We start from the raw sequence: 24,162 nt of genomic DNA on the forward strand, positions 1-24,162 counted from the left end.
CGCTTTTCATTTTCACGGAGGTGTTAGCTATTATGAAAAAACCCGTCGCCGAAAAGAAAGATTACTTAATTTTGATTGGAGGATTCTTAGCTTCATTGAAGATGCTTTTAGCATCTTTGGGCTATGATGTCATTCCTAACGAATCAATAGATGCAATCGTAAATTTAATTGGTTTCGGAGTCGCTTTATATGCTGTTTGGAAAAACACTTACGTCAGCCCGAAAGGATTAGAACAGAAAAAAATCCTCAAAGACAACGGGTTGAAATAATTTAGGAAGGAGTGTTGATTTTGTCTGTAATAGTAAAAAAGAATCTGGTTCCGTCTTCTAAGTATAGTATTAAATGTCCTTTTTCAATGACGCCTCAATACATTACTATTCACAATACGGCAAACGATGCGAGCGCAGCAAACGAAATTGCTTATATGCTCCGCAACAATATGGAAATTTCCTATCATTTTGCTGTCGATGACAAGGAGGTAATTCAGGGTGTTCCGACAGATAGAAACGCTTGGCATTGTGGAGATGGCAATGGTAACGGAAATAGAAAATCAATCGGTGTAGAGATATGTTATTCAAAGTCAGGCGGCGAAAGATACGATAAAGCTGAAACGCTTGCGGTGAAATTCATAGCTAAATTATTAAAAGAACGTGGATGGGGAATAGATAGAGTGAAAAAACATCAGGATTGGTCGGGGAAATATTGTCCTCACCGCATTTTGTCAGAGGGTCGATGGGGTGCATTCCTGAAAGCAATCGAGAAAGAATTAAAAGACTCCAGCGGCTCAGTCGCTCAAGCTAAACCAAATCAACCTTCAAAAACCACAACAGGCAGCTTCAAAATTAAAGTAAAGGTTGCGGAATTGTGGTATTATAATAAACCAGATTGGAACGCAAAAAAAGCCACTGTTAAACGCGGAGAAGTGTTCACGGTTGTGGAGACGCTAACGGTGAATGGCTCTAAAATGTATAAGCTAAAAAGTGGGACATACATCACTGCTAATCCTCAATATGTTGAGGTTTTATAAAATTATAATGCCCTTCTCGGTTAGAGAGGGGCTTTTTTATTTTGCATTTTTAGTCATTTTAACCAGGTGACGTCATATATTTGTACTAGAAAACTAAAGGAGGATATGAATATGACATATAGACCCACAGTAAGGTATTCAGAGATTTATAAAAATTATGTAGAAGATGTGTTTAAAGGGACGAATCTGGATCGAAATCAAATAATAAGATTAGCCTTGTTTGTAGCAGCTCACTCAGATGAATATAGAAGTATTTTAAAAAAACATAAAATTGGTGACGTCCCTCTCCCCTACCCAGAGTGGGGGCTAGAAGAAGAGGCGTGCTGGAAAGAACAGAATTATACAAAGAAAATACGATCAGACGAAAAATCAGAAAAAGAGAAAGTGATTAAGCTCGTAAATCAAGGAGGTATCACTATTAAACTAGGTTAGTTACTTCTTTTTTGTATTTGCAGCTTTCGTACTTTTTGCGTAGCTTAGTGTTTTGGCTTTATCAGCTAGTTTTTTAGCAAGTTCTTTTGAAATCTCTTTGCTCATTTTAATTCACCTCTCTTGGGTTACAGTCATTTCCATATACAGCAATATTTATACCTCTCTTCCCTCTTTTCGTCGCCACAGAGTAACCAACTGACCAACCAACCCAGAGATATTAACTAATTATTGAGGAGGTTTGTGCATGAAAAAGAATAAGCACATAAACCCTGTTCTATTTTCCCCTCCGCGAAAGCAGAATTACACCGAAAGAAAAATAAGAAAGGACAAACTGCATGACATAAAAATCCCTATAACTGAGAGCATGGACCTAGTGTTAAGAAGAGAGTCCAGAAAGTTCTGGGGAGGCTCGAAGACAGCGGTTGGCACAGAAATATTTATTTTCGGACTAAAATCATTATTTAATTACCCAGAAGTTGCATATAAAGATAGTCCATTTACTGTTCACGTCAAAATTGACCATGATACTTACGAGGAGTTAGGCTCCTATGCATCTTTATGGAAATGCAGTGCAAGAAAGGCGGCTCACAGAATATTTGTGGAGGCTTATTTGAAAAAACAATACGGAGGAATTGCGCATGAAGAATTATAGCCAAGCTAGATTGTTAGAGCAGGAACTCTCTATGATACCTGGAGCAAAGGACTTTCTTGGCAAGCTTGTATATAAAATGCATAAATCATCGACAGTCCTACTTGTTGTCGAGGTTCCAGTGAATTTATATTTGAGAGCAGAAGTATTTTGTGAAGATATTCAAGATTTAAGCGAAACTTCTTTTGAACAAAACGACCTCATAAACCTTCTTTATAATGACTTTTTATTATTTGCTAAGAAGAACCCTGACCCGCAGACACTCTTTAAAATGCTGACGTCAATAGATTCTGTATCAGCGAGAGAAAGAACATTTGTTAATGAAGAAAATAGCTCTGTATATAAAGCTATTTATACGGAGAATAGAGATGTTCCGATGCAGGAGTTGCATATAAGAATGCGAAGGAAGGCGGCCCTCAGAGGAGAGGTGTTATTAGCTGACATGGAAGAGGTCTACCCTAATCACGGATATACTCTTGAAAAGGTATTCGAACTTTTATACAGAGACTTCATTGATAAGTTTCGAAAAGGTGACAATACCGAAGCAGTAAAAGCTATTTTATCACTACTTTCGGACGATGAATAAAGAGTATTTATACGCCATTTAAATAGCGTTATAATGTAAATTAAAAAATACTGTTTCTTAATCAATATGCACACTTTTATGCATGACAAGAAACAGTATTTTCTCATTTTGCGTTACATTTTTTATCATTTTGCGCGACGAGCTACAACAACCAAATAGAAATTGAGTAGATAAGAATGGCGATACTACCAAAGATGATACAAAAAGCAAGAATGTCTTCATTTCCTCGTCCAATTTCAATCGGGTTGAAAAGTGAAAATAAGGACAGATTACGCATCCACTCAAACTTCTCACTCATCTTTCCAATAAGGTCCAATGCATAGAAAATGACGGTTAAAACGGCAGGTATACTCAACGCTTTTTTTTCGTCATTCATTAAAGAAGAAAAGAAAAACGAATAGCTTGAGATTACAAAGAACAAAAAGAATGCTGCTACATTCATTTGGACAAACGCTATTACGTCGAAATCAGATGTTTCAATTAAATAAGTTCCACCTAAAATGCCAGCTAAAGTGGTCACACCTAGAATCGTAACTAACCCTGTTACACCAACCATTGCTTGTGTAATGGCAATTTTTACCCGGGAATTCGGTGTAGCTAGTAAATAAGCCATCGAGCCATTATCAACGAGTTTAGCTAACGATCCTGTTGCAGTGGTGATGCAGTAGATACTTAAAATCACAAGTAAAAGCAATCCGTAATACTCTCCGGCAAGAAAGTCACTCAGTGAAGATAATCCTCCTTCAATTCCAAATGCCTTTAAGAAATTTTCAGGCATTGAAGCAATAATGTCATTTAATCCTTTTACATTCGAAACAGAAGGGTAAATCATCACAATTAATAGAAGATAAAAAGTAGAACCAATTGTATAACTACTAATTGATTTTCCGTGCCCTTTTAACATCGTAAAAAATAAAGCGCGACTCATCGTAATCCTCCTCTGTCATAGTAGTTCATAAACACATCTTCTAGACTTTGGTGTTCAACATCTAAATGTAAAACATGAAAAGCTGAAAGCACTCGCACAAGCTCGTCATAATTTCCTTGAATGATAACTCGAGCTTTCGTTCCTTCATAGCTTTCGACTAGAAGAGAAGAGGCAAGAAGGTTTTGTAACTCTTCTGCAGATGAGAGAGTCACAAGAAACTTTTGTGTTTGCTTTGCACGTAACTCATGCACGGTTTCGATAGCTACAATATGTCCGTCTTTAATGATGGCTACACGATCACACGCTTTTTCAACTTCTGCAAAGATATGAGAAGACATAAAAATGGTGACGCCGCGTTTTTTTTCTTCAAGCACTAAATCAATAAACGTTTGTTGCATGAGAGGATCTAACCCTGAAGTCGGTTCATCAAGAATAAGAACGTCAGGTCGATGCATAAATGCAGCGACAATTCCTACTTTTTGTTTCATTCCTTTTGACATCTTACGAATGGGTGTGTGTACGTCGAATTGAAAACGATCAATTAATTCATCGCGATACGTCGTATCTTGTATGTTTCTCATTCCACCCATTAACTTTAAAAAGTCTAGTCCTGTCATGTTATCTAAAAATGAAATCTCACCAGGTAAATAACCAACCCGTTCTTGAATCAATGCGGATTGCTTCCATGTATCTAATCCGTCAATCAATGCCGTGCCACTATCGCCTTTTATAAACCCCATTAAATGACGAATAGTTGTAGATTTCCCTGCACCATTTGGTCCTAAAAACCCAAATACTTCTCCAGTTTGAACCGATAAAGTAACGTCAAAGATTCCTTTTCCATTGGGAAATGTTTTTGTTAAATTTGTGATTTCAATCATAAAATCTCTCCTTTAAAAGAGTTGAGAGTAAAGTTTTGAACTATTATATAAAAGATATTTCAAAATTATTGTATGCTCATTTTTATGAAAAAGCAATGTATTTTTGAACTATTTGTGTTTAAAAAGTTCATTATTTTGATACAATGAGAATGGTGATGTGAATGAATGGATTTGAAAAACGCAAAAATCAGAAAAAAGCAGATATTCGCGCTGCAGCGTATAGGTTATTTAATGAATATGGTCCCAAACAAGTGAACATGGCTCAAATTGCAAAAGAAGCTAGCGTGTCTCAAGTAACCATCTATAATCATTTTCAAAGTAAAGAACAATTATTGCGAGAAGTAATCATGGAGTATTTAGAGAAGCAATTAAGCATTTATACAACATTGATGCAAAGTGATGAGCCATTTCAAACGAAAATTGAGCATATTATTTTTGAAAAAATACATGCTAAAAATCCAATGAAGCGAGAGTTTTTTCAGTCAGCAATTGAAGGGGATGAAGAACTTCAAGCATACTTTCAACAGTATTATGAACAAAAAGCACTTCCACTTCTTGCTGCATTCATTATGGATGGTAAACAAAAAGGAGCCATTTCTAATGAAATATCAGTGGAATCGATTCTTTTTTTTATTAATGCGTTAAAACAGCAAATGGATCAATTACCTGTCGATTCTCCGTTTTTTAATCAACCTGAAAAGGTAAAAGAAATGTTACACTTGTTCTTTTACGGCATCATGGGTAAAAACACGTAATATGAATACAACTTAAGTGTTTAATGTTCGTCATTTAGTTAGATGCTATCACTTGACACACAATGAAATGATGATAAGATATTGATAGTGATAAACAAAGTTCGAACAATGTAATAACAATTAAAAGGGGTTAGCTCATACTCGTTGAGTGGGTATGAGCTTTTTGTATACATAAGCGGTGACTGGGAGAAAGGGTTTTCACTCAATGTTCGGAATTTAAACAAAAAGGAGAGTGAACCGTGTTGAAAAAGCTATCATTGCTTACGCAAGTGTTAATGGCGTTTACATTAGCCCTTGTGCTTGGGTTAATTTTCGGAGATAAAATGGCTGTCGTTCAACCGCTTGGTGATTTGTTTTTACGGTTAATTAAGTTTATTATGGCACCACTTATCTTAACAACACTTATTGTAGGAATTACAAGTTTACAAGACAGTAAACAACTGTTTAGCATGGGTGGGCGTACAATTGCTTACTACATGATTACAACACTCGTCGCAGTTGGAATTGGCATTTTCTATGGAGTTGTGTTGTCTCCAGGTAGTGGTGTGAAAGTAGATGAGCCACAAGCGAGTGAAGCAGCTCAAGCTGAAGCACCGACGTTTGTTGAAACCATCCTTAACATCATTCCTGAAAACCCATTTGCAGCACTAATGGACGGCAATATTTTGCAAATCATTTTCTTAGCCATTGCGATTGGATTAGGGATCTTGTTTGTTGGAGAACAAGCCAAGCCTGTAAAACAACTATTTGAATCGTTTTCGACTGTGATGTTTAAGATTACAAGTGGCGTCATGTTTATTGCGCCAATCGGTATTTTTGGTATGGTAGCTCCAATTATCGGAGAATATGGTGTAGCTGTTTTAATGCCATTAATCAAAGTGATTATAGCAGTTGCACTTGGGTGTGTAACACAAGTGATTATTGCATATTCATTTGCTGTAAAAGTATTTGGAAAGATGAGCCCAATTACATTCTTAAAAGGTATTGCTCCGGCAGGAATTGTTGCATTCAGTACAGCTAGTAGCGGTGCCACACTGCCTATCTCATTAAAGAACACACAAGAAAACTTAGGTGTATCGAAAAAAACAGCAAGCTTTGTTTTACCGCTTGGTGCGACGATGAACATGGATGGAAGTGCGATCTATCAAGGGGTAGCAGCCTTGTTTATCGCTCAATTTTACGGAATTGATTTAGGTATGGCAGAAATGGCGATGATTATGTTCACGGCAACAGTGGCTTCAGTAGGAACAGCAGGAGTACCTGGTGCGGGGATGATCATGTTGACTATGGTGCTTGCAGCTGTGAATTTACCAGTAGAAGGAATTGCGCTTATTGCAGCCATCGACCGTATTCTTGATATGTTTAGAACATCAGTTAATATTGTAGGAGACGCAGCAGCGGCTGTATTTGTTGATTCATTTGAGAAAAAACGTACAGAAAAAGAAGAACACACATTGAGTGTATAAAAAGTGCGAGACTTCTAACGATTGGAAGTCTCGCACTTTTTGATTAATAAAGAAGAAAACGCTTTTTTGTGGACTTTAAGTGTCAATCGTTTATAATGAATGACAGTGTAAAGAGTGTCATAACAGTAAATAGCGAACAAGATGGGCATACTACAAGAAGCAAATATGAAGGAGTTTTTTTATGGAAAAAATTAAAATGTTTTCACATAATGATTTAGACGGTGTAAGTCCTGCGATTTTAGGAATGCTTGCATTTGAAGAGAAAGAATTTGATTACGATACAGTAGGCATTGGTCGTATTGATGAAACGGTTACACACTTTTTAGATGAACATAATGACAAAAATACAGAGATTTACATAACAGATATTAGTGTTAGTGATGAAGTAGCACATCGGTTAAATGAGCTTGTTGAACAAGGACAAAAAGTCACACTCATCGATCATCACATTTCAGCATTGCCTCTTTCTGAAAAATATGAGTGGGTTCATGTGACACCAGAAGACTCTTCGGGTACAAAAACAGCTGCCACTTCGTTATTTTATGAGTATTTAATTCAACAAAACCTTTTAACGAGAACAAAAGCGTTAGATGAATACGTTGAACTTGTTCGTTTATTTGATACATGGGATTGGTTCAGAGAAAAAAACGAAAAAGCAAAAAGGTTGAATCATCTTTATTATTTAATCAATCATGAAGAATTTAAAGACATGGTCTATGAAAAATTAAAAGCTTCTTATGAAGAAGATGAGTTGTTCACATTTAATGAGCGTCATGAAATTTTACTAGAAGCTGAAGAAAAGAAAATTGAAAAATACATTCAAGATAAACAAAAGCAAATGATAACAGCTTCGGTTACCATTGCTGAGGAAGAATATGTAGCTGGAATTGTCTTTGCAGAAAATTATCAATCAGAATTAGGGAACGCTCTTTGTTTAGAGCACGAAGACATTGACTTTTCTGTACTAATTGATATGGGGCGTCAAAAAATAGGATTCCGAGCAGTAAAAGACCAGATTAACTTAGCTGACATTGCCGGCCATTTAGGTGGAGGTGGACATCCAAAAGCATCTGGCTGTTCACTCACACATGAAACATTTAAGTTATTTGTCGTTTCTCAATTGTTCAACGAAAAAAAATAAATCTGAAACGAGGCTAGCCTGTAAACGAAAGGTTTGTCTCGTTTTTGCATGGGTATAACAAAGGAAACTTACAAATGGAGTTGAGAAAAATGTCATTTAATGAAAAAGTTGTAGTAGTAACGGGTGCTGCAAATGGAATAGGAAAAGAAGTATCAATGCAGTATGCAAAAAAAGGTGCAAAAGTCGTAATGGCTGACGTTGATGAAAAGGCAGGCAAAGAGCTCGAAATTCACATTCGTCAATCAATTGGTGAAGCAACATTTGTTAAAACGGATGTAAGAAGTGAACAAAACGTTCAAAACTTAATAACTGAGGCAGTTCGTCTATATGGTACGATTGACATTTTAATTAATAACGCAGGTGTTACAAGATGGAAGTCTCCTTACGAGTTATCGATTGAGGAATGGGATGATATCATCAACATTAATTTACGAAGTGTCTTTTTATGTTCAAGAGAAGCAGCCAAGTACATGAAGCAAAATGAAAAAGGTGGCGCTATTGTCAACTTAGCTTCAACGAGAGCCACAATGTCAGAGCCGCATACAGAAGCGTATGCAGCTACAAAAGGTGGAATTGTTGCGTTAACACATGCGTTAGCTATTTCACTTGGTGAAGATCAAATTACGGTCAATGCGGTCTCACCAGGCTGGATTCAAACAGAGGATTATGAATCATTACGTGAAATTGATCATACACAACATCCATCACAACGAGTTGGGAAGCCAATCGATATTGCAAAAGCGTGTTTATATTTAACTCATGCTGAAAACGATTTTGTGACAGGAACGAACCTTGTTGTGGACGGTGGTATGACGAAAAAGATGATTTACGAACATTAAACGGAATCATGAAAGTGAAACGAGAGGCTGAAAAGGGTTAATCCCATTCAGCCTCTTATTTATCTACGAGCCAAGTTTTAATAATCGCTGCATATTCCCTGACGTATGCTTGCACCTTTACCACATTCGGTGTTTCCGCTGCTAAAGGAAACATTGTGAATCCTTGCCGTTTCGCGATGACAGACGAGCGATAAAGGTGAAAGTCATTGCTTACAACGACTACCGTTTTATCTTCTACACGTATTAATTGTTTTGTAAATAAGAAATTTTCATAGGTCGAAGTCGAATGATCTTCTTTTATAATTCGTTCTTCCTTAATACCATGATCGATTAAAAAGCGTGCTACTGCTTCTGCTTCTGTGATATCTTCACCAGGACCTTGTCCACCAGTTGTAATGATCATTGTATTTGGATTTCGGTTTGCATAATCGAGTGCTTCTTTTGCACGATTATAAAGGCTAAGCGACATGGTTTCGCCGTTAACTTTTGCTCCTAATACCATCACGTAGTCAGCGTTAGTTGGAGCTTCTTTTTGTGCCGTTTGGTAGATTAATAGACTTGCAATTATCCAATAGACAACACCCATGCATACCAAACTAATGAGAAGAAATTTTCTTATCATAATCACCTCTAAACGTAAATACAACTGATTGATTTCCATATTATTGTAGCACGTGATTTGACGCTTGCCTATTTCTATTAAGCTCAGTCTACCATTTAATAGCCTTAATTGTTGATGCATTGAGTGTTATACAAAGCTGATTTATTCTCTAGTACTCATTAACCTGTACTTTTCACGGGGGATTTTCTCTATAAAAAATAAAGAAGAAAACCTTTTCTAATAGATGTAAAATTTGTAAAATAGAAAAAGTAGTCATTTTCCGAAATGTTCATACTTTTTCTATTTTAAAATGATTGATAGAAGAGAAGAAAGATGAGCGGTATAATCAAAAGCAGAAAGGAGCGACATTATGAAAGAAGAGGAAAAGCAACAAAGAAAAAAGCGATTTAAAATCGCTCATCGCGAAGCTAAAATAGGTGTGGGACTCGCACTGTTTCACTTTATTTGGTGGTTTGGTTTTGCATATGGCTTTGGTTCAAAGCCGGTTGAGGAATATACATACATTTTAGGGTTTCCTGCTTGGTTTTTTTATAGTTGTATCGTTGGTTTACTCGTTATTATTGGTCTTGTTATATGGGTTGTAAATGTTTATTTTACAGATTTACCTTTTGAAGAAGAAGAAAAGCGGGGTGAAGAATCATGAATTGGGGGGTGATTGTTCCACTACTGGTGTTTATCCTCGCCGTCTTTTTTATTGGAATTTTCATGTCGAGAAAAAACAGTGGGTCTAGTCAGTTTGTAAGTGATTATTATTTAGGTGGTCGTCAGTTAGGGGGTTTCATCTTAGCGATGACAATGGTCGCGACATACGGAAGTGCTAGTAGCTTCATCGGGGGTCCAGGAATTGCTTATCAAACTGGTTTAGCGTGGGTATTGCTTGCTGTCATTCAAGTTGTGACGGGTTACTTTGTCTTAACCACACTCGGTAAAAAATTTGCGATTATTTCTCGTAAGATGAACGCGGTGACACTTGTTGATTTTTTGAAAACAAGATATGAAAGTAACATCGTTGTGTTATTATCTGCACTTAGTATTATTGTCTTTTTATTTTCATCTCTTGCTGCACAATGGGTAGGAGGGGCTCGTTTAATTGAATCGATTGTTGGAATCTCTTATCAAAGTGCCCTCACAATCTTTGCGATTACCGTGTTGTTATATGTATCAATTGGCGGATTTCGCGCTGTTGTAGTAACAGATACCCTTCAAGGTGTCGTGATGTTTTTAGGAACGGCTATTTTACTTGTTGCGACCGTTATTGCTGGCGGTGGAATCAGTAATATTATGAACGACTTAGTAAATGAAAATCCTAATCTAGTCAGTCCGTACGGTGCTGATCAATCATTAACGCCATTGTATGTTTCATCATTTTGGATTTTAGTTGGGGTCGGAGTCGTTGGATTACCGCAGGTGGCAGTACGAGCGATGTCTTATAAAAACTCAAGAGCGATGCATCAAGCGATGATTATTGGAACGGTCGTTGTTGGAGTCATTATGCTTGGGATGCACTTAACAGGTGTTTTTGCCCGTGCGGTTATTCCAGGTATTGAAGTTGGGGATTCTGTCATGCCTTTACTTGCGATGGAAGTATTACCAGCATGGCTAGCAGGAATTGTATTAGCGGCTCCAATGGCGGCCATTATGTCAACCGTTGATTCAATTTTACTATTAGTAAGCTCAGCGATCGTGAAAGATGTGTATTTGAATTACATCAATCCAAAAGCGAATGAAAAGCAAGTACGAAAATGGAGCTTTCTTTCAACAGCGATTATTGGTATTGCTGTATTCTTAGTAGCAATTCAGCCACCTGATTTACTCATTTGGTTTAATTTATTTTCGTTTGGTGGATTAGAAGCGGTATTTATCTGGCCAATTGTACTCGGGTTGTATTGGTCAAAAGGAAATAAGTATGGAGCCATTACAGGAATGATTGTTGGTATGACATCGTATATTCTCATTCACACTTATTATCCAAATCCTTTAGGTATGCATACCGTTGTGTTACCGATTGTATTCTCATTTATTAGCTTTATAGCTGTTAGTTTGTTGACACAGCGAAAAACAGAGAAATTACGCGAGCAATTACTAAATGATTATTTATAATTAGAAAATATTTCTTGTCGTATTCAATTTTTTTAGATAGAATAAAGTAGATTTTGAAAATTTCATTATTTTTAAAGTGCCTTTTCAATAGAAGGATAATAGGGAAATCGGTGAAAATCCGATGCAGCCCCCGCTACTGTAAGTGTGGATGAACCTGCTAAAAACCACTAGCACATGCTAGGAAGGAAGCAGAAGTAAAGTGAAGCACAAGCCAGGAGACCTGCTTTAAAAATCGACCTCTTATTTTTCGGTGGGAAAAATAAGTCAAGCTTATCATGTATGAAAATGATTATGTGATGAAACCTTGGCTTATTAAAGTCAAGGTTTTTTGTTTTTATCACAAAAGGGGTGGTAGCGTGGCGAAGGTAGAAAAAGGTATGACACTTGTGTACACAGGTGATGGAAAAGGAAAAACAACAGCAGCATTTGGATTGGCCCTTCGATCAATTGGGCGAGGCCTACGTGTAAAGGTCGTGCAATTCATTAAATCACCCCGAAAAGGATATGGTGAACAAGCAGCACTTATAAAGCTAGGAGCTGAGGTAGACATGTTAGGGATTGGCTTTACATGGACAAAAACACCAGAAGAACATAGACAAGCTTTAAAACTTGCATGGGCAGTGGCGAAAGAAACCACGATGAGTGGAAAGTATGACCTTGTTGTATTAGATGAGTTAAACAATGCATTAGCGATTGAACGGTTTCAAATTGATGACATTTTGCCACTTGAAGAAGTCGTGAATGTGATAAAAAATCGCCCTCAAAACGTCCATCTTGTGATTACAGGTAGAGGTGCGAAACAAGAAATAGTAGATGTGGCAGACCTAGTTTCTGTGATTGAAGTGGAAAAACATTACTATGATGAAGGAGTGAATGCTATTTATGGCCTTGAATACTAATCAACATGTCTATTCGATCATGATTCAAGGTACACACTCTGATGCTGGAAAAAGCATTATCACGACAGCTCTTTGCCGAATTTTTAGTGAAGATGGTCTAAAAACAGCTCCTTTCAAGTCACAAAACATGTCGTTGAACTCTTATATTACCGTTGATGGCAGAGAAATAGGTCGAGCACAAGGTATTCAAGCAGAAGCAGCAGGAATAGAAGCTACTACCAACATGAACCCCATTTTAATTAAGCCAACACGCGATCAAGAAGCGCAAATTGTTGTACACGGAGAGCCTATACAAAATATGCAAGCTTTTCAATATCGACAAGATTTTTTTGAAACAGGGTTACGTGTTGTAAAAGAAGCTTACAATTCATTGGCATCTGAGTATGATTGTATCGTTCTTGAAGGAGCGGGTAGCCCTGCAGAAGTGAATTTGAACGACCGTGAAATGGTTAATATGCGAGTCGCTCGAATAGCAGATGCACCGGTTATTTTAGTGGGCGATATCGACAAAGGGGGTGTGTTTGCGAGTTTAGTAGGAACACTACAGCTTTTGAAAGAGGCTGATCGAGCACGTGTTGTTGGGGTAATTATTAATAAATTTCGTGGGGATTTATCTCTTTTACAGCCAGGACTTGATTGGTTTGAAACATATACAGGAATTCCAGTCCTTGGTGTTGTCCCGTATCTTGAAAATTTAGAAATCGATGGAGAAGATTCCTTATCATTACAGAAATATGAAGGAGAAAAAGAAGAAAATGAACTAGATATCGCTGTTTTATCGTATCCTCGTATTTCAAACTTTACAGACATTGATCCACTTCGCTTAGAGTGGGATTGTCGTGTTCGGTTTGTAAGAAAGCCATCAGACTTACAAACACCAGACATTCTTATTTTGCCAGGCAGTAAAAATACGATTGAAGATTTGCAGTGGCTTCGTCAGCAAGGGTTTGAACCGTATATAAAAGAAGCGCAAAAAAGAGGAGCGTTTATCGTGGGAATATGTGGAGGTTACCAAATGTTGGGCCAACACCTATTCGACCCTCATTATGTAGAGTCGCCAAATGAACAGGTGGAAGGTTTAGCATACTTGCCCATCGAAACAACGTTAACGAAAAAGAAAAAGACCATTCGTGTGACAGGAGAGTCGTTTTTAAATGCAGAGAATATGATCCCGCTAGAAGGTTATGAAATTCATATGGGTGAAACTTGTTATACCGAATCTGTCCAACCTTTTGCTGTTTTAAATGGTGAGCAAGAAGGCTGTTTGGTGAAAAATATCCTTGGTACATACTTGCATGATGTTTTTCATAACGATGTGTTCCGACGTACGTATTTAAACAGAATTAGGAATCAAAAAGGGCTCTCCTCAATAGAAGAAACCATGAACATAAAAGAAGAAAAAGAAAAACAGTTTGTAAGGTTATCATCTCACATACGAAGTACTGTGAATATTAACCAACTGTACGACGTAATGGAGCAGTACGCTAACAAGTTAAAGGGGAATGAACATGAAAAAACAAATGAATATCGTTAGCTTAGTCATCGTTATAATGATGAGTCTATTAGTTGGATGTACAAACGAAAAACCTGTCATTCAGTCAAATGAAGAACATACAAAAGTGGAAGAAATGAGTGCGTTTCCTGTTACATTAACAGACGATGTAGGCGAGGAAGTGACGATTAAACAAAAGCCAAAACGGATTGTCTCGCTTCTTCCTAGCACAACGGAAATTATTTTTTCGTTGGGGCTAGATAAAGAAGTAGTGGGAGTCTCTGATTACTGCAATTATCCAAAAGCAACAGAGGCCATTGAAAAAGTAGGCGCTCAGCAAATGAATGTCGAAAAAATCCTAGAATTATCACCAGACTTAGTTCTTTTACAAGAGTATCATTACACAAACTCATTTGACACCGTAAAGAAATTGAAAGATGCCGGAATTAATGTCATGATAGTAAAGTCTGGTGAATCATTTGAGAATGTATATGAATCGATTTCGGTACTTGGAAAAGCAACAGGTCAAGCCAAACAAGCAGAAGAAGTAATTGCAACGGTGAAGCAAGAGTTGGATGAAATGAGAGAGAAAGCAAAGGCTATAACAGAAAAGAAAAAAGTATGGGTGGAAGTTTCTCCTCAACCAGACATTTTTACAACAGGGTCCAATACATTCATGCATGAAATGCTTGAAACGATTCAAGCGGAGAATGTAGCTGGTGATCAAGAAGGTTGGGTTAAAATGAATGAAGAAAAAGCTGTTTCGTTAAATCCAGATGTCATTATTACGACATATGGTTACTATATAGAAAATCCGGAACAACAAGTGTTAAGTCGACAAGGTTGGAGTGAAGTGCCCGCAGTGAAAAACAAACAAGTATTTGATGTGAACAATGATACAGTGACAAGACCAGGTCCACGTCTTGTTGAAGGAGTGGAAACGCTTGGGAAACTCATTTATCCAGACGTTTTTACTGAATAAAAGAAGTCTCTTTTACATACTTAGTGGGATTCTTGTTTGTCTTTCAATCGTAACGGCTTTGTTTTTAGGAACGGTTTCGTTGACCGTTCTTGATATTTTACAGATTATCGTGGAAAAGACGACTGGTATGGATGTATACCACGGTGTCAAAAACATGGAAATGATCATTTGGCAAATTCGATTTCCTCGCGTTCTTGTGGCATTTTTTGTTGGAGCTGCGCTTGGGCTAGCTGGAGCAGCATTTCAAGGCTTATTAAGGAATCCTCTTGCAGATCCGTATACCATTGGGGTATCATCGGGAGCATCATTAGGTGCTGTCATGGTTCTATATTTTCAATGGAACATTACATGGTTTGGCTCTTATACACTCCCTGTCATTGGAATTATGACCGGATTTGTCACACTGTTACTCGTATTTGGTATTACAAAGCTTGCGAGTGGGACATTAGCAAATGAAACCATTATTCTATCAGGTATCATTTTATCTTCTTTTATTAGTGCGTTGAACTCATTAATTATTGCATTGTCGCCACGTGAGGATGTCAGTCAAATTTTATATTGGTTAATGGGAAGTGTATCAATGAGAGGGTGGGGACATATGCAACTTCTGCTACCGTTCTTTCTTGTTGGTGCTTTCATCATTTTGATTCACTACCGTGAATTAAATGGTTTTGCGTTAGGAGACCAATCCGCTCAGTTTATGGGAATCAACGTCAAGCGAAAAAAAACATGGATTTTAATAGGTGCCTCTTTACTAACGGGTTCAGCTGTAGCGGTATCAGGGGCGATTGGTTTTGTTGGGCTTGTGATTCCCCATCTTGTTCGTCTTGTTGTCGGAGCGAATCATAAGCATGTACTACCATTATCAATTTTAATTGGAGGTAGCTACCTTGTTTTTGCCGATTTAATTGCGCGCATGGTCATCGAACCTCGTGAATTGCCAATTGGAGTCGTAACAGCATTAATCGGATCACCCGTGTTTACATTTTTATTAATCAAACAACGTTCAAGAAGAAGGGGATTATCATGATTGAGCTTCAACACGTAACAGGTGGGTATGATAAAAACCAGCCAACTGTGCAAGATATTACGTTCACTGTTAAAAAAGGAGAATTTGTTGCGCTGCTCGGTCCAAATGGAAGTGGAAAAACGACGATCATTCGGTTATTAATGAACGTCATTCCTTTACATAGTGGTCATATCTTGTTAGATGGAAAGCAAATCAAACAGTACTCCTCGGTTGAACTTGCAAAGAAAGTAGCGGTGATGACACAAGAGCATCAAATGGGATTGAATTTTACAGTGAAAGAGATTGTTGCATTAGGGAGATATCCTCACCAATCTTCTGGATGGTTTCAGCATGAAACGAAACGAGATCGAGAAATTGTAGAAGACATGATGAAATTGACGAATGTATGGCAATTTCGACATCATCCTTTTCATGAACTGAGTGGTGGTGAAAAGCAACGAGTGTTATTAGCAAAAGCACTTGCTCAAGAGCCAGAGTATTTGTTTTTAGATGAACCAACAAATCATTTGGATGTACGTCATGCAATGGAGTTATTGCAATTGTTAAAAAAGCTTCAAAAGGAACGAAACCTGACCATTCTAGCTATTTTGCATGATTTAAATATCGCTTCACTCTTTGCTAACGAATGTGTATTATTGAAAGACGGTCACATCGCCGAAGTTGGGATGGAACGTATTTTTGATGAAAGCGGAACGTTACAAGACGTTTATGGGGTGGAGTTAGCACTCGTTCCCCACCCTGTAGTAGGGAAGCCACAAGTCATGTTTGTACCAGAAGAACGAGAAGATGAAATCACATCCTATCGAAATTTCAAAAAGTATAAGAGATAACATCGTCACCTTAAAATACCTTGCCTAGTAAATCCATGAAAGTCCATGGCTCAATAGGCAAGGCATTTACTTATAAATGGTTTCCATGGTGTAGAGTTTTACACAAGACGAAAAATGCTGACAAGTCGTTGGGTTCCAAAAAATAAAAAGTAGCCTCGAAACGTACAATGTTGTACGAATCGAGGTTGTTTTTTAAAATCATTAATCGTAATCATGGATAATGATATCCGTTACAGGTAAATTTTGATGTTTAGCAAATTTCACTTCAAGCATGCCGTTGCGATACACTGCTTTTGTTTTTTTTCGACTAACCGAACACGGAAACTTAATTTCTTCTTTAAACGGCTCTGCTCCTAAATTTTCTAGCACAAATGAGTAAGGGGTGTGTGACAACTTTAAGTTGTTCATCATGTTTTTGTCGGGAATATTTACTTGGACGATGCATTCGTCATGCGTTTCAAAAACGTGAGAAGTGAATGGTCTAGGTTGTTCTTCTGCAGAAGTGAATGGTTGTTGTTTTTGCATCGATTGTTGGAAAAACTCATTGTTTTGCATGAAGTCTGGAAACGTTTTACCTAACGCACTAGAAACGACTTGCTGTACATATTTATCTACATCTTTTGAGTTCATACCGCCAGTGAAAGAGTCTAATTGTTTCTTAAAAGGGGATTGGCCGAATGGAAACATAGAAATGACCTCCTTTTTCTTTCTTATATGATGTATCATATGTTGAAGGAATGAAAAAGGGAATGTAAAAGTAGGCAAGAAAAAGGGACTGAGACAAAAGAGGTAAAAAACACCCCTGTTTGGATCAGTCCACAACACCCCTTGCATGTACACGTTCTTTTTTGTTGTATGAACGTATGTCCGAGCCTCTTTGAAAAACACATGATGCGAATGTTAATCGTTAATAGACGTAATCGTCTTGCCTTCTTCCTTCAAAATATAAGCAATTCCTTGACGAACGTTCCCAAACGTTTTCCACTGATAATCAAGGTTAACAATTGACTGTGCCATGTCAGCTGAAATACCAACAATGAGGCAAGTAGTCCCGATGAGTCGAAGTGCTTCATGAATAATATTAATGTAATGGCCACTATCATCATCCATTGTTTTGAGTGAAGATAGATCAATTAAAAAATATCGAGCTCTTTCTTTCACGCATTCTTGTAATGCTTTTTCAGCAAGCTTTGTACTTCTTGAATGATCGAGTTTACCGACAATCGGTAGAGCCAATATTTCGTCCCAAACTTTTAACAATGGTAATGAAAGGTCCTCAATGATTTGTTCTTTTTCCTGTTCGCGCTTAGCTTGTTTTGTCACATCTAAAAGCATAAGTAAATACGCTTGCTTTTCTCCACTTTCATTATAAATAGGATGGATGACCGTCTCAGCTACGTATAATTCTTTAATATTAATACGAGCCCGATGAGTTGATTCTAAGCTTTTCATAATCTTTTGTTGATGATGAGGAGAAGAATGAAACATATCCATGTTTAATCCAATGACATCTGTAATATCTTGTACACCGTATAATTGAAAAAGAGGTGCGAGAGTGTCGACAGCTGTAGAGTTTAACCACTGAATTCTATAATGTAAATCTGCAACGATAATTGTTTCTTGTATATTTTCTAAGATTGAATGGCCATTTAGTTTTAATGGTAGTTGTCCAATTGCTTGCATGCACGTCTCTCCTTCATGCTTTTAGTATGAAGTTTATTGTACAGCTAGGTCAAAAGAACGTAAAGAATAATTTTAAGAGAAAGAGAAGTGGTAGTGATGTACACACCTAAACATTTCAAAGAAACAGGTGACAAAGAGATAATTGATTTTATGCGTAAACATTCATTTGCAACGATTGTGAGTGTAGGTGAAAAAGGACCTATCGCCACACATATTCCGGTAGAAGTGAGTCAAAAAGACCATCATATACATATAAAAGGTCATTTATCTAAAGCAAATCCTCAGTGGAAGACATTTGGGGAGGACGATGTGCTTGTGATTTTCCAAGGGCCTCATGCGTATGTTTCTGCTTCATGGTATGAACAACCTAATGTATCAACATGGAATTATCAAGCTGTTCATGCGTATGGAAACGTGAACTTAGTTGAGGAAGAGGTTTTAAAGGAAATGGTGTTTGCTATGATGAACAAATACGAAAGTCACATGCAAAAGCCAGTCAATATAGCAGATATTTCAACAGAAGTAATGAACCAGAACTTAAAAGGGATCGTTGGATTTGAGTTGAAAGTAAACCGAATTGAAGAGTCATATAAATTAAGTCAAAATCGTCATGAACAAGACTACATATCCATTATGGAGCATTTAAAACAAAGTGATGAACAGGGTCAACAAGTAGCGAGTGAAATGAACAGAATAAGAGATACACATCGATAAGTGTTCAAACATGCACCGTTTTACACGCATGTGCTATGATGATACTAACTAATCCGATCGATACACCTTGTTATTTAATTTAACATGTATCGATAAACAAATAGGAGATGAAAAAGATGGATGACATGACTATCATTCATTTAGCAAAAGCTGCATTTAATGAATAATATCTCAAAAAGACTGGAAATGATTTTCCAGTCTTTTTGCATTGATTTTCTTTCTAAGAAAGATAGAATAATGATAGAGTACTAGAGGTATGAGAAAAGAGGCGAATCTTACTTGAAAACAGAGATGCAGCGTATGCCTGTACAACCAAGACGAAAAAAACTCTGGATTGGACTAATTGTTTTAGTTATTCTTCTATTTATTGCATGTCTTTCCCTTTCTGTTTACGTCGGATTAAGCTTAACAAAAATAGATCGAAAACCAATTACAGAGACACCAGCGGATTATGGTATGAGTTACCAAGATGAACAATTCTTAAGTGAAGACGGAAAAACCAAGTTAAAAGGATGGACCATTGAGCCCGAAGGTGAAGCCAAAGCAACGATTATTATGGCTCATGGATATAGTGGAAACCGTCAAGAAATTGCGTCTGGTTTTTTACCGCTTAGTCACGATTTAACGCAAGAAGGTTACCGTATTGTGACATTTGACTTTCGAAATTCAGGAGAGTCAGACGGGACGATGACAACCGTTGGGGTAAAAGAGCAACTAGACTTATTAGGTGTCATCAAATCTGTTAAGCAAGAAACAAGTGAACCGATTATCCTTTATGGCATATCAATGGGAGGAGCTACGTCACTTTTAGCAGGTTCTCAATCAAATGATGTGCAAGCGGTCATTGCTGACAGTCCATTTAGTGACCTTACTACTTATTTACGAGAAAATTTACCTGTGTGGACGAACTTGCCGAGCTTTCCGTTTACTCCACTCATCTTAGGGACTGTTCCACTTATTACAGATTTAAACCCTAGTGACGCAAGCCCAATCGAAGCTGTACAGAATAAAAAAGACATGCCAATCTTTTTTATTCATGGTGATGGAGATCAAACGATTCCATATACAGAAAGTGAAAAAATGGTGCAATAAGTCCAGCAACTTTCCAATTTTGGGTTCCGGAAGGTTCTGATCATGTACAAGCATACCGAGATTACCGAGAAGAATATGTAGAAAAAGTCACAACATTTATAGAAGAAGCATTATAATTCATGAAAAGTAGCGAATCAATAAAATAAGAAAGCATGAGTCAAAATTAGATGATTTTTCTGATTTTGATCATGCTTTCTTATTTTTTATAAAAGATGGTTGTTTTTTAAAACCCTTTTTGAAAGATAGCTTGTTAAGAGTGAGTAGAGCAGAAGGTACGAAATTCCACGAAAATGTATAACGCATTTTTTCGTGCCCCGTCAATTCTAAGATGTTTAGTTAATGTACGGTGAAAGCAATTTCTTTTTAGACCATTCTGTTTTCTAGTGAGAAGAAGTACGATGTCTACGATGAGTTGAGAATCCACCAATCACAAACGGTGCACTAAATCCAATTAATAAATACGCTGTAATCAATAAGTCTGTTGATAGATCTCGCTTTTTTTCAGCAAGTGGATGATTTTTGATAAATTGAGTCAAAAGCTCATTTTCTGCAATGTCGCTCTCTTCTAAGTAAGCTTTGTTGTCTTCATCATAGTAAAAAATCTTTTGAACAGTAAAGGTGAAAAGTGAATCTCGAACGGTTTTGTATTCTAAGTAGTAAGCAGTGATTGAAGTTTTAAAAGGTTCTTCTCCTGAGGTTACTTCTCCTATAAACTGTTCTTTCTTCAACACCTTGATTGATTTGCTTTTAAAATAGTTATCGGTTTCATTTACTTTTTCTTCTAATTTAGATTGTTCATCAGTTGTTGGTTCTTCAGCTGCAGCTGTAAGTGGAAGCATGATTAAGGCGAAGATCAATGTCATCATTGTCAACCAGTTCATCATAAAAGCCCCCTTTGTCATTCCCTTTAGTTTAATTTATAGACAGAACGCACAAAGAAGAACTGAAACATGATTTTCTTCCAATTATCGGATAGAAGGTATTAATCGAGAAAGTATGAGGATTTCTGGTCTACACAGTGGACGTTTTCCTACTATACGCATTCAAAGTAAACAATCAGAAATAGATGTCGCGGTTTCGTATCTCATTAGTGAGGACCGAAAACGTATTTACTTAACGATAATGGATATGACAAGTCAAATTCATCAAAAGAAAATTCGATTGTTAACTCCTGATCATCTTCGTATTTTTAAAGATGAAAAGATTATGGTTGGAACATCAGAAGAAGCAAAGCAAGTGGAACAAGGGACGGCTCTTTATATTCCATACAACATTGAACACATTCACAGAAAGTACTGCTACGTATCAGCGGAGTGATTGCGATACAATAGAAGTAATAAAAAAACGCCAGAACAAATGTCCTAGCGCCTTTGGCCACCGCCCTATCCATCCGGTCTGGTTAAGTGTCCCGCAACGATCGCAAAAAAGTTGTTGGAATAGGGAGGTGGTTAATCAGTAGTATACGCTATTTTCTTTTATCCTACAACATCGGTTTATTCATTCATCATCACGTGAAAGTAGCAATGAAGGAGTCAAAATGAATCAAAACTTGTCAAAATTAGTAGAATGGTAGATAATACTACTAACTATATGACATCCAACAATCGTGAAAAGAATCAATTGTAGGAGGATTTTTTCGCATGAAAAAGCTGTTAATTTTTACTCTTGTGGCATTACTATCGATTTTCTTCATTGATCGATCGTATAGCAAACAAAATCAAGCTGCTCTTCAACAAATGCTCATCTCAAAAATTGAAGAAGAACAATTTACAACTGATGAAATTGAATTGGATTTTGAAGAATTATTTGATTTTAAGTGGGACAAAGTTTATGTATTTAAGCCGTATACACCAATTGATGAAGTAAACAAACAATTAGGATTTACTTGGCTTGGAGCAAAGTCAACGGGTATTGATTACCGTGATGATGTCAATTTGATTGTGTTTGTAGAAAACAATCAAGTCGCACAATACATCGAACTTCCACGTTCGTATGGTGACATTGTAGTAAAAAATCACCAAGCGTTTGAAGTGAACAAATCATAATACAAATGAGCGTATATAGGCTGTTTAAAGAGGGTTTCTTTTCCTTTTTGAAACAGCCTTTTTTCGTATGAAATGATGCGAGTATGTATAATCTTTCCTCTTATTTTCCATTCTAACTAAAGATACATATTTATTAGGATGGTGAACGAAATGGAACTATTAAAACGTTTAACAGATGAACATGGAGCACCAGGATTTGAACATAAAATTCGTCACATTATGCAAGACGAATTTCAAAAAATCGGTGCAGATATTTTAACAGATCGTTTAGGTAGTATTTTTGGTAAAAAAGAAGGTAGCTCAAATAACGTAAACGTCATGCTTGCCGGTCACATGGACGAAGTAGGATTTATGGTAAGCGAAATTATAAAAGAAGGTTACCTTCGATTTGTACCAATAGGAGGCTGGTGGTCTCAAGTATTACTGTCCCAGCGACTATCAATCATTACAGAGAAGAAGCAATTTACTGGAGTAGTTGGATCAAAACCACCCCATATTTTACAACCTGAAGAGCGAAATACTGTGTATCCAATGCGCGAAATGTTTATCGACGTTGGTGCAAAAAGTAAAGAACAAGTGAAAAGTTGGGGAATTAAAGTAGGAGATCCAATCGTTCCAATCTGTCCATTTGAAATGATGCCAGATAATGACACGGTTCTCGCAAAAGCCATTGACAATCGAATTGGATGTTGGTTAGCCATTGAAGTGTTAAAAGCATTAAAAGATCAAGATCATCCAAATACCGTATATTCAGGCGCAACGGTTCAAGAAGAAGTTGGGTTAAGAGGAGCAGCAACATCTCCATACATTGTTGAACCAGATGTAGCTTTTGCATTAGATGTAGGAGTAGCGGAAGATGCACCAAATGCCAATCCGAACAAAGCAAAGCTTGGACATGGGCCACTTATCACATTTTTAGATTCATCGATGATTCCAAATATCAAACTTCGTAACTTCGTAATTGAAACAGCAGAGGAAAACAACATTCCTTATCAAGTAGATGTCATGCTTGGTGGGGGAACAGATGGAGGGAAGTTTCACCTTCATAAGCAGGGTGTACCAACAATTGTTATTGGAGCAGCTACAAGGTACATTCATAGCCATACTTCTATGGTAAGTAAACAAGACTTAGAAAACGGTGTGAAGCTTCTAACGGCGATCATCAAAAAATTAGACGAGGAAACATATAAAACATTCATTCAATAAAATCTCGACAAATAGCCTACTTAGTCATCAACCGAAATGGATGAGTAAGTAGGTTATTTTATTTAACGATAGCATTTTTCGTAGCAAACAGATAGCGTTTTATGAAATATCTAAAAAAACTATGTGCTAAATAATAAGTGATGAAAACAATCTGCTTACCAAGACATAACGCGACAAAAATAAAACAGCCATGCAAAAGACATGCATGGTCTACAATACATTATTTCACTTCAATCGGAATCGTCGAATTGGATTCTTCTACTGTCCCTTCTTTTTGGATTGTTACTTCAAGTATATTGCGTTCAAATGTTGCGTTAATTACACGATGATGGAGATCGAAAGGGAAATCGATGAGCCTTTCAATGTTTTCTTCGGTTCGTTCACGTTTGAAAATTTGTGCTTTCTCGTCTTTTATTTGCTTTTCAATGTATTTCTTTGCTCGTAATTTCAAGTGTTGATTCAGCACTTGAAGTTCGATGTCCGTTACTTTATATCCCGATAATTCTGCTTCCACGATATAAGTATGTTCTGTTTCGAATAGATCAATCCGCAATGAATCATAATCAAGATAACTCATAAAAGGGTTTGAAAGGACCAATTCTAGTAAATCTTTAAAGCTCTTCAGCATTTCCGGATCCGCTGGAAGTCGCTCATCCGTCATCTTATCACTTCCTCCATTAATTAAAACATTTGTTGTATTCTATGCATATGCTTTCACTGGAGTGAATAGAAACGAACAACCATGAGTAAATAATGGACAAAT

The 24,162-nt window shown here is 37.0% G+C and carries 27 protein-coding genes, 1 pseudogene and 1 riboswitch; of the genes and pseudogenes, 21 read left to right on the plus strand and 7 right to left on the minus strand.

Annotated features, from left to right (window positions below; genetic code table 11):
- Nucleotides 1–32: 32 nt before the first annotated feature.
- From DIS06_RS10795 to DIS06_RS10815, 5 genes and pseudogenes are all read left to right on the plus strand, one after another.
- Nucleotides 33–269: a phage holin gene (locus DIS06_RS10795; protein WP_110113284.1), complete on the plus strand. Its 237-nt coding sequence runs from the start codon at nt 33–35 to the stop codon at nt 267–269.
- A 20-nt stretch (nt 270–289) separates the two neighbouring features.
- Nucleotides 290–1,021: pseudogene (locus DIS06_RS10800) on the plus strand (N-acetylmuramoyl-L-alanine amidase); the annotation flags it as partial.
- Between the two features lie 117 nt (nt 1,022–1,138).
- Nucleotides 1,139–1,459 carry a hypothetical protein gene (locus DIS06_RS10805; protein WP_110113286.1) on the plus strand — a complete coding sequence of 107 codons (321 nt, stop codon included), beginning with the start codon at nt 1,139–1,141 and terminating at the stop codon, nt 1,457–1,459.
- A 244-nt stretch (nt 1,460–1,703) separates the two neighbouring features.
- Entirely contained in the window at nt 1,704–2,111 is a 408-nt protein-coding gene (locus DIS06_RS10810) for a hypothetical protein (RefSeq protein ID WP_110113287.1), read from the plus strand.
- Nucleotides 2,098–2,694 carry a hypothetical protein gene (locus tag DIS06_RS10815; RefSeq protein WP_110113288.1) on the plus strand — a complete coding sequence of 199 codons (597 nt, stop codon included), beginning with the start codon at nt 2,098–2,100 and terminating at the stop codon, nt 2,692–2,694. The genes DIS06_RS10810 and DIS06_RS10815 overlap by 14 nt, the downstream gene beginning before the upstream one ends.
- Before the next feature lie 142 nt (nt 2,695–2,836).
- Here DIS06_RS10815 and DIS06_RS10820 read toward each other — a convergent pair whose 3' ends face one another.
- Nucleotides 2,837–3,622 carry an ABC transporter permease subunit gene (locus tag DIS06_RS10820; RefSeq protein WP_110113289.1) on the minus strand — a complete coding sequence of 262 codons (786 nt, stop codon included), beginning with the start codon at nt 3,620–3,622 and terminating at the stop codon, nt 2,837–2,839.
- Nucleotides 3,619–4,503, minus strand: a complete 885-nt coding sequence (locus tag DIS06_RS10825; protein WP_110113290.1) for an ABC transporter ATP-binding protein — start codon at nt 4,501–4,503, stop codon at nt 3,619–3,621. Before DIS06_RS10825 ends, DIS06_RS10820 begins: the two co-directional genes overlap by 4 nt.
- A 161-nt stretch (nt 4,504–4,664) precedes the next feature.
- Between DIS06_RS10825 and DIS06_RS10830 the strand changes: the two genes are divergently transcribed.
- From DIS06_RS10830 to DIS06_RS10845, 4 genes are all read left to right on the plus strand, one after another.
- A complete protein-coding gene (locus tag DIS06_RS10830; protein WP_110113291.1) occupies nt 4,665–5,258 on the plus strand; it encodes a TetR/AcrR family transcriptional regulator in 594 nt (197 codons plus the stop codon).
- A 239-nt stretch (nt 5,259–5,497) separates the two neighbouring features.
- Entirely contained in the window at nt 5,498–6,724 is a 1,227-nt protein-coding gene (locus DIS06_RS10835; RefSeq protein WP_343287498.1) for a dicarboxylate/amino acid:cation symporter, read from the plus strand.
- Between the two features lie 181 nt (nt 6,725–6,905).
- Entirely contained in the window at nt 6,906–7,865 is a 960-nt protein-coding gene (locus tag DIS06_RS10840) for a DHH family phosphoesterase (protein WP_110113292.1), read from the plus strand.
- 89 nt (nt 7,866–7,954) lie between these two features.
- Entirely contained in the window at nt 7,955–8,704 is a 750-nt protein-coding gene (locus DIS06_RS10845; RefSeq protein ID WP_110113293.1) for a glucose 1-dehydrogenase, read from the plus strand.
- Between the two features lie 55 nt (nt 8,705–8,759).
- Here the strand turns inward: DIS06_RS10845 and DIS06_RS10850 are convergent, their stop codons facing one another.
- Nucleotides 8,760–9,326, minus strand: a complete 567-nt coding sequence (locus DIS06_RS10850; protein ID WP_239422022.1) for a YdcF family protein — start codon at nt 9,324–9,326, stop codon at nt 8,760–8,762.
- Nucleotides 9,327–9,675: 349 nt separating this feature from the next.
- On the opposite strand from DIS06_RS10850, the gene DIS06_RS10855 reads away from it, so the two are divergent.
- From DIS06_RS10855 to DIS06_RS10885, 7 genes are all read left to right on the plus strand, one after another.
- The gene (locus DIS06_RS10855) at nt 9,676–9,969 is read left to right on the plus strand and encodes a YhdT family protein (RefSeq protein ID WP_110113294.1); all 294 of its coding nucleotides are present in this window, start codon (nt 9,676–9,678) and stop codon (nt 9,967–9,969) included.
- Complete coding sequence (panF, locus tag DIS06_RS10860) at nt 9,966–11,426, plus strand: sodium/pantothenate symporter (RefSeq protein ID WP_110113295.1); 1,461 nt, start codon at nt 9,966–9,968, stop codon at nt 11,424–11,426. Before DIS06_RS10855 ends, panF begins: the two co-directional genes overlap by 4 nt.
- 57 nt (nt 11,427–11,483) lie before the next feature.
- Nucleotides 11,484–11,668: riboswitch (cobalamin riboswitch) on the plus strand.
- 135 nt (nt 11,669–11,803) lie between these two features.
- Nucleotides 11,804–12,325 carry a cob(I)yrinic acid a,c-diamide adenosyltransferase gene (cobO, locus tag DIS06_RS10865; RefSeq protein WP_481746859.1) on the plus strand — a complete coding sequence of 174 codons (522 nt, stop codon included), beginning with the start codon at nt 11,804–11,806 and terminating at the stop codon, nt 12,323–12,325.
- Nucleotides 12,309–13,859: a cobyric acid synthase gene (locus tag DIS06_RS10870; RefSeq protein WP_239422024.1), complete on the plus strand. Its 1,551-nt coding sequence runs from the start codon at nt 12,309–12,311 to the stop codon at nt 13,857–13,859. The genes cobO and DIS06_RS10870 overlap by 17 nt, the downstream gene beginning before the upstream one ends.
- Nucleotides 13,834–14,799 (plus strand): ABC transporter substrate-binding protein, encoded by a 966-nt coding sequence (locus DIS06_RS10875; RefSeq protein ID WP_110113297.1) that lies wholly within the window; start codon nt 13,834–13,836, stop codon nt 14,797–14,799. The genes DIS06_RS10870 and DIS06_RS10875 overlap by 26 nt, the downstream gene beginning before the upstream one ends.
- On the plus strand, nt 14,762–15,829 hold the full coding sequence (locus DIS06_RS10880) for a FecCD family ABC transporter permease (protein WP_110113298.1): 1,068 nt from the start codon (nt 14,762–14,764) through the stop codon (nt 15,827–15,829). Before DIS06_RS10875 ends, DIS06_RS10880 begins: the two co-directional genes overlap by 38 nt.
- Nucleotides 15,826–16,659, plus strand: a complete 834-nt coding sequence (locus DIS06_RS10885) for an ABC transporter ATP-binding protein (protein WP_110113299.1) — start codon at nt 15,826–15,828, stop codon at nt 16,657–16,659. The genes DIS06_RS10880 and DIS06_RS10885 overlap by 4 nt, the downstream gene beginning before the upstream one ends.
- A gap of 201 nt (nt 16,660–16,860) precedes the next feature.
- On the opposite strand, the gene DIS06_RS10890 is transcribed toward DIS06_RS10885, so the two are convergent.
- Nucleotides 16,861–17,346, minus strand: a complete 486-nt coding sequence (locus DIS06_RS10890; protein ID WP_110113300.1) for an Hsp20/alpha crystallin family protein — start codon at nt 17,344–17,346, stop codon at nt 16,861–16,863.
- Nucleotides 17,347–17,559: 213 nt separating this feature from the next.
- On the minus strand, nt 17,560–18,342 hold the full coding sequence (locus DIS06_RS10895; protein ID WP_110113301.1) for an STAS domain-containing protein: 783 nt from the start codon (nt 18,340–18,342) through the stop codon (nt 17,560–17,562).
- 96 nt (nt 18,343–18,438) lie between these two features.
- Here DIS06_RS10895 and DIS06_RS10900 point away from each other — a divergent pair, with 96 nt between their 5' ends.
- Nucleotides 18,439–19,056 (plus strand): FMN-binding negative transcriptional regulator, encoded by a 618-nt coding sequence (locus DIS06_RS10900; RefSeq protein WP_204166785.1) that lies wholly within the window; start codon nt 18,439–18,441, stop codon nt 19,054–19,056.
- A gap of 279 nt (nt 19,057–19,335) precedes the next feature.
- Nucleotides 19,336–20,148, plus strand: coding sequence for an alpha/beta hydrolase (locus DIS06_RS10905; RefSeq protein ID WP_343287499.1), 813 nt, complete (start codon nt 19,336–19,338; stop codon nt 20,146–20,148).
- Nucleotides 20,149–20,528: 380 nt separating this feature from the next.
- Here DIS06_RS10905 and DIS06_RS10910 read toward each other — a convergent pair whose 3' ends face one another.
- Nucleotides 20,529–21,029 carry a hypothetical protein gene (locus DIS06_RS10910; RefSeq protein ID WP_110113303.1) on the minus strand — a complete coding sequence of 167 codons (501 nt, stop codon included), beginning with the start codon at nt 21,027–21,029 and terminating at the stop codon, nt 20,529–20,531.
- A gap of 115 nt (nt 21,030–21,144) precedes the next feature.
- Here DIS06_RS10910 and DIS06_RS10915 point away from each other — a divergent pair, with 115 nt between their 5' ends.
- The 3 genes from DIS06_RS10915 to DIS06_RS10925 all read left to right on the plus strand — a co-directional run bounded on the left by DIS06_RS10915 (nt 21,145) and on the right by DIS06_RS10925 (nt 23,399).
- The gene (locus DIS06_RS10915; protein ID WP_110113304.1) at nt 21,145–21,465 is read left to right on the plus strand and encodes a hypothetical protein; all 321 of its coding nucleotides are present in this window, start codon (nt 21,145–21,147) and stop codon (nt 21,463–21,465) included.
- Nucleotides 21,466–21,788: 323 nt separating this feature from the next.
- The gene (locus tag DIS06_RS10920) at nt 21,789–22,193 is read left to right on the plus strand and encodes a hypothetical protein (protein WP_110113305.1); all 405 of its coding nucleotides are present in this window, start codon (nt 21,789–21,791) and stop codon (nt 22,191–22,193) included.
- 150 nt (nt 22,194–22,343) lie between these two features.
- Complete coding sequence (locus DIS06_RS10925) at nt 22,344–23,399, plus strand: M42 family metallopeptidase (protein ID WP_110113306.1); 1,056 nt, start codon at nt 22,344–22,346, stop codon at nt 23,397–23,399.
- 220 nt (nt 23,400–23,619) lie between these two features.
- Here DIS06_RS10925 and DIS06_RS10930 read toward each other — a convergent pair whose 3' ends face one another.
- On the minus strand, nt 23,620–24,060 hold the full coding sequence (locus DIS06_RS10930) for an Hsp20/alpha crystallin family protein (RefSeq protein ID WP_110113307.1): 441 nt from the start codon (nt 24,058–24,060) through the stop codon (nt 23,620–23,622).
- Nucleotides 24,061–24,162 lie beyond the last annotated feature (102 nt).

Source organism: Bacillus sp. CGMCC 1.16541 (assembly GCF_003184905.1).
Lineage (GTDB): Bacteria > Bacillota > Bacilli > Bacillales > Bacillaceae_H > Priestia.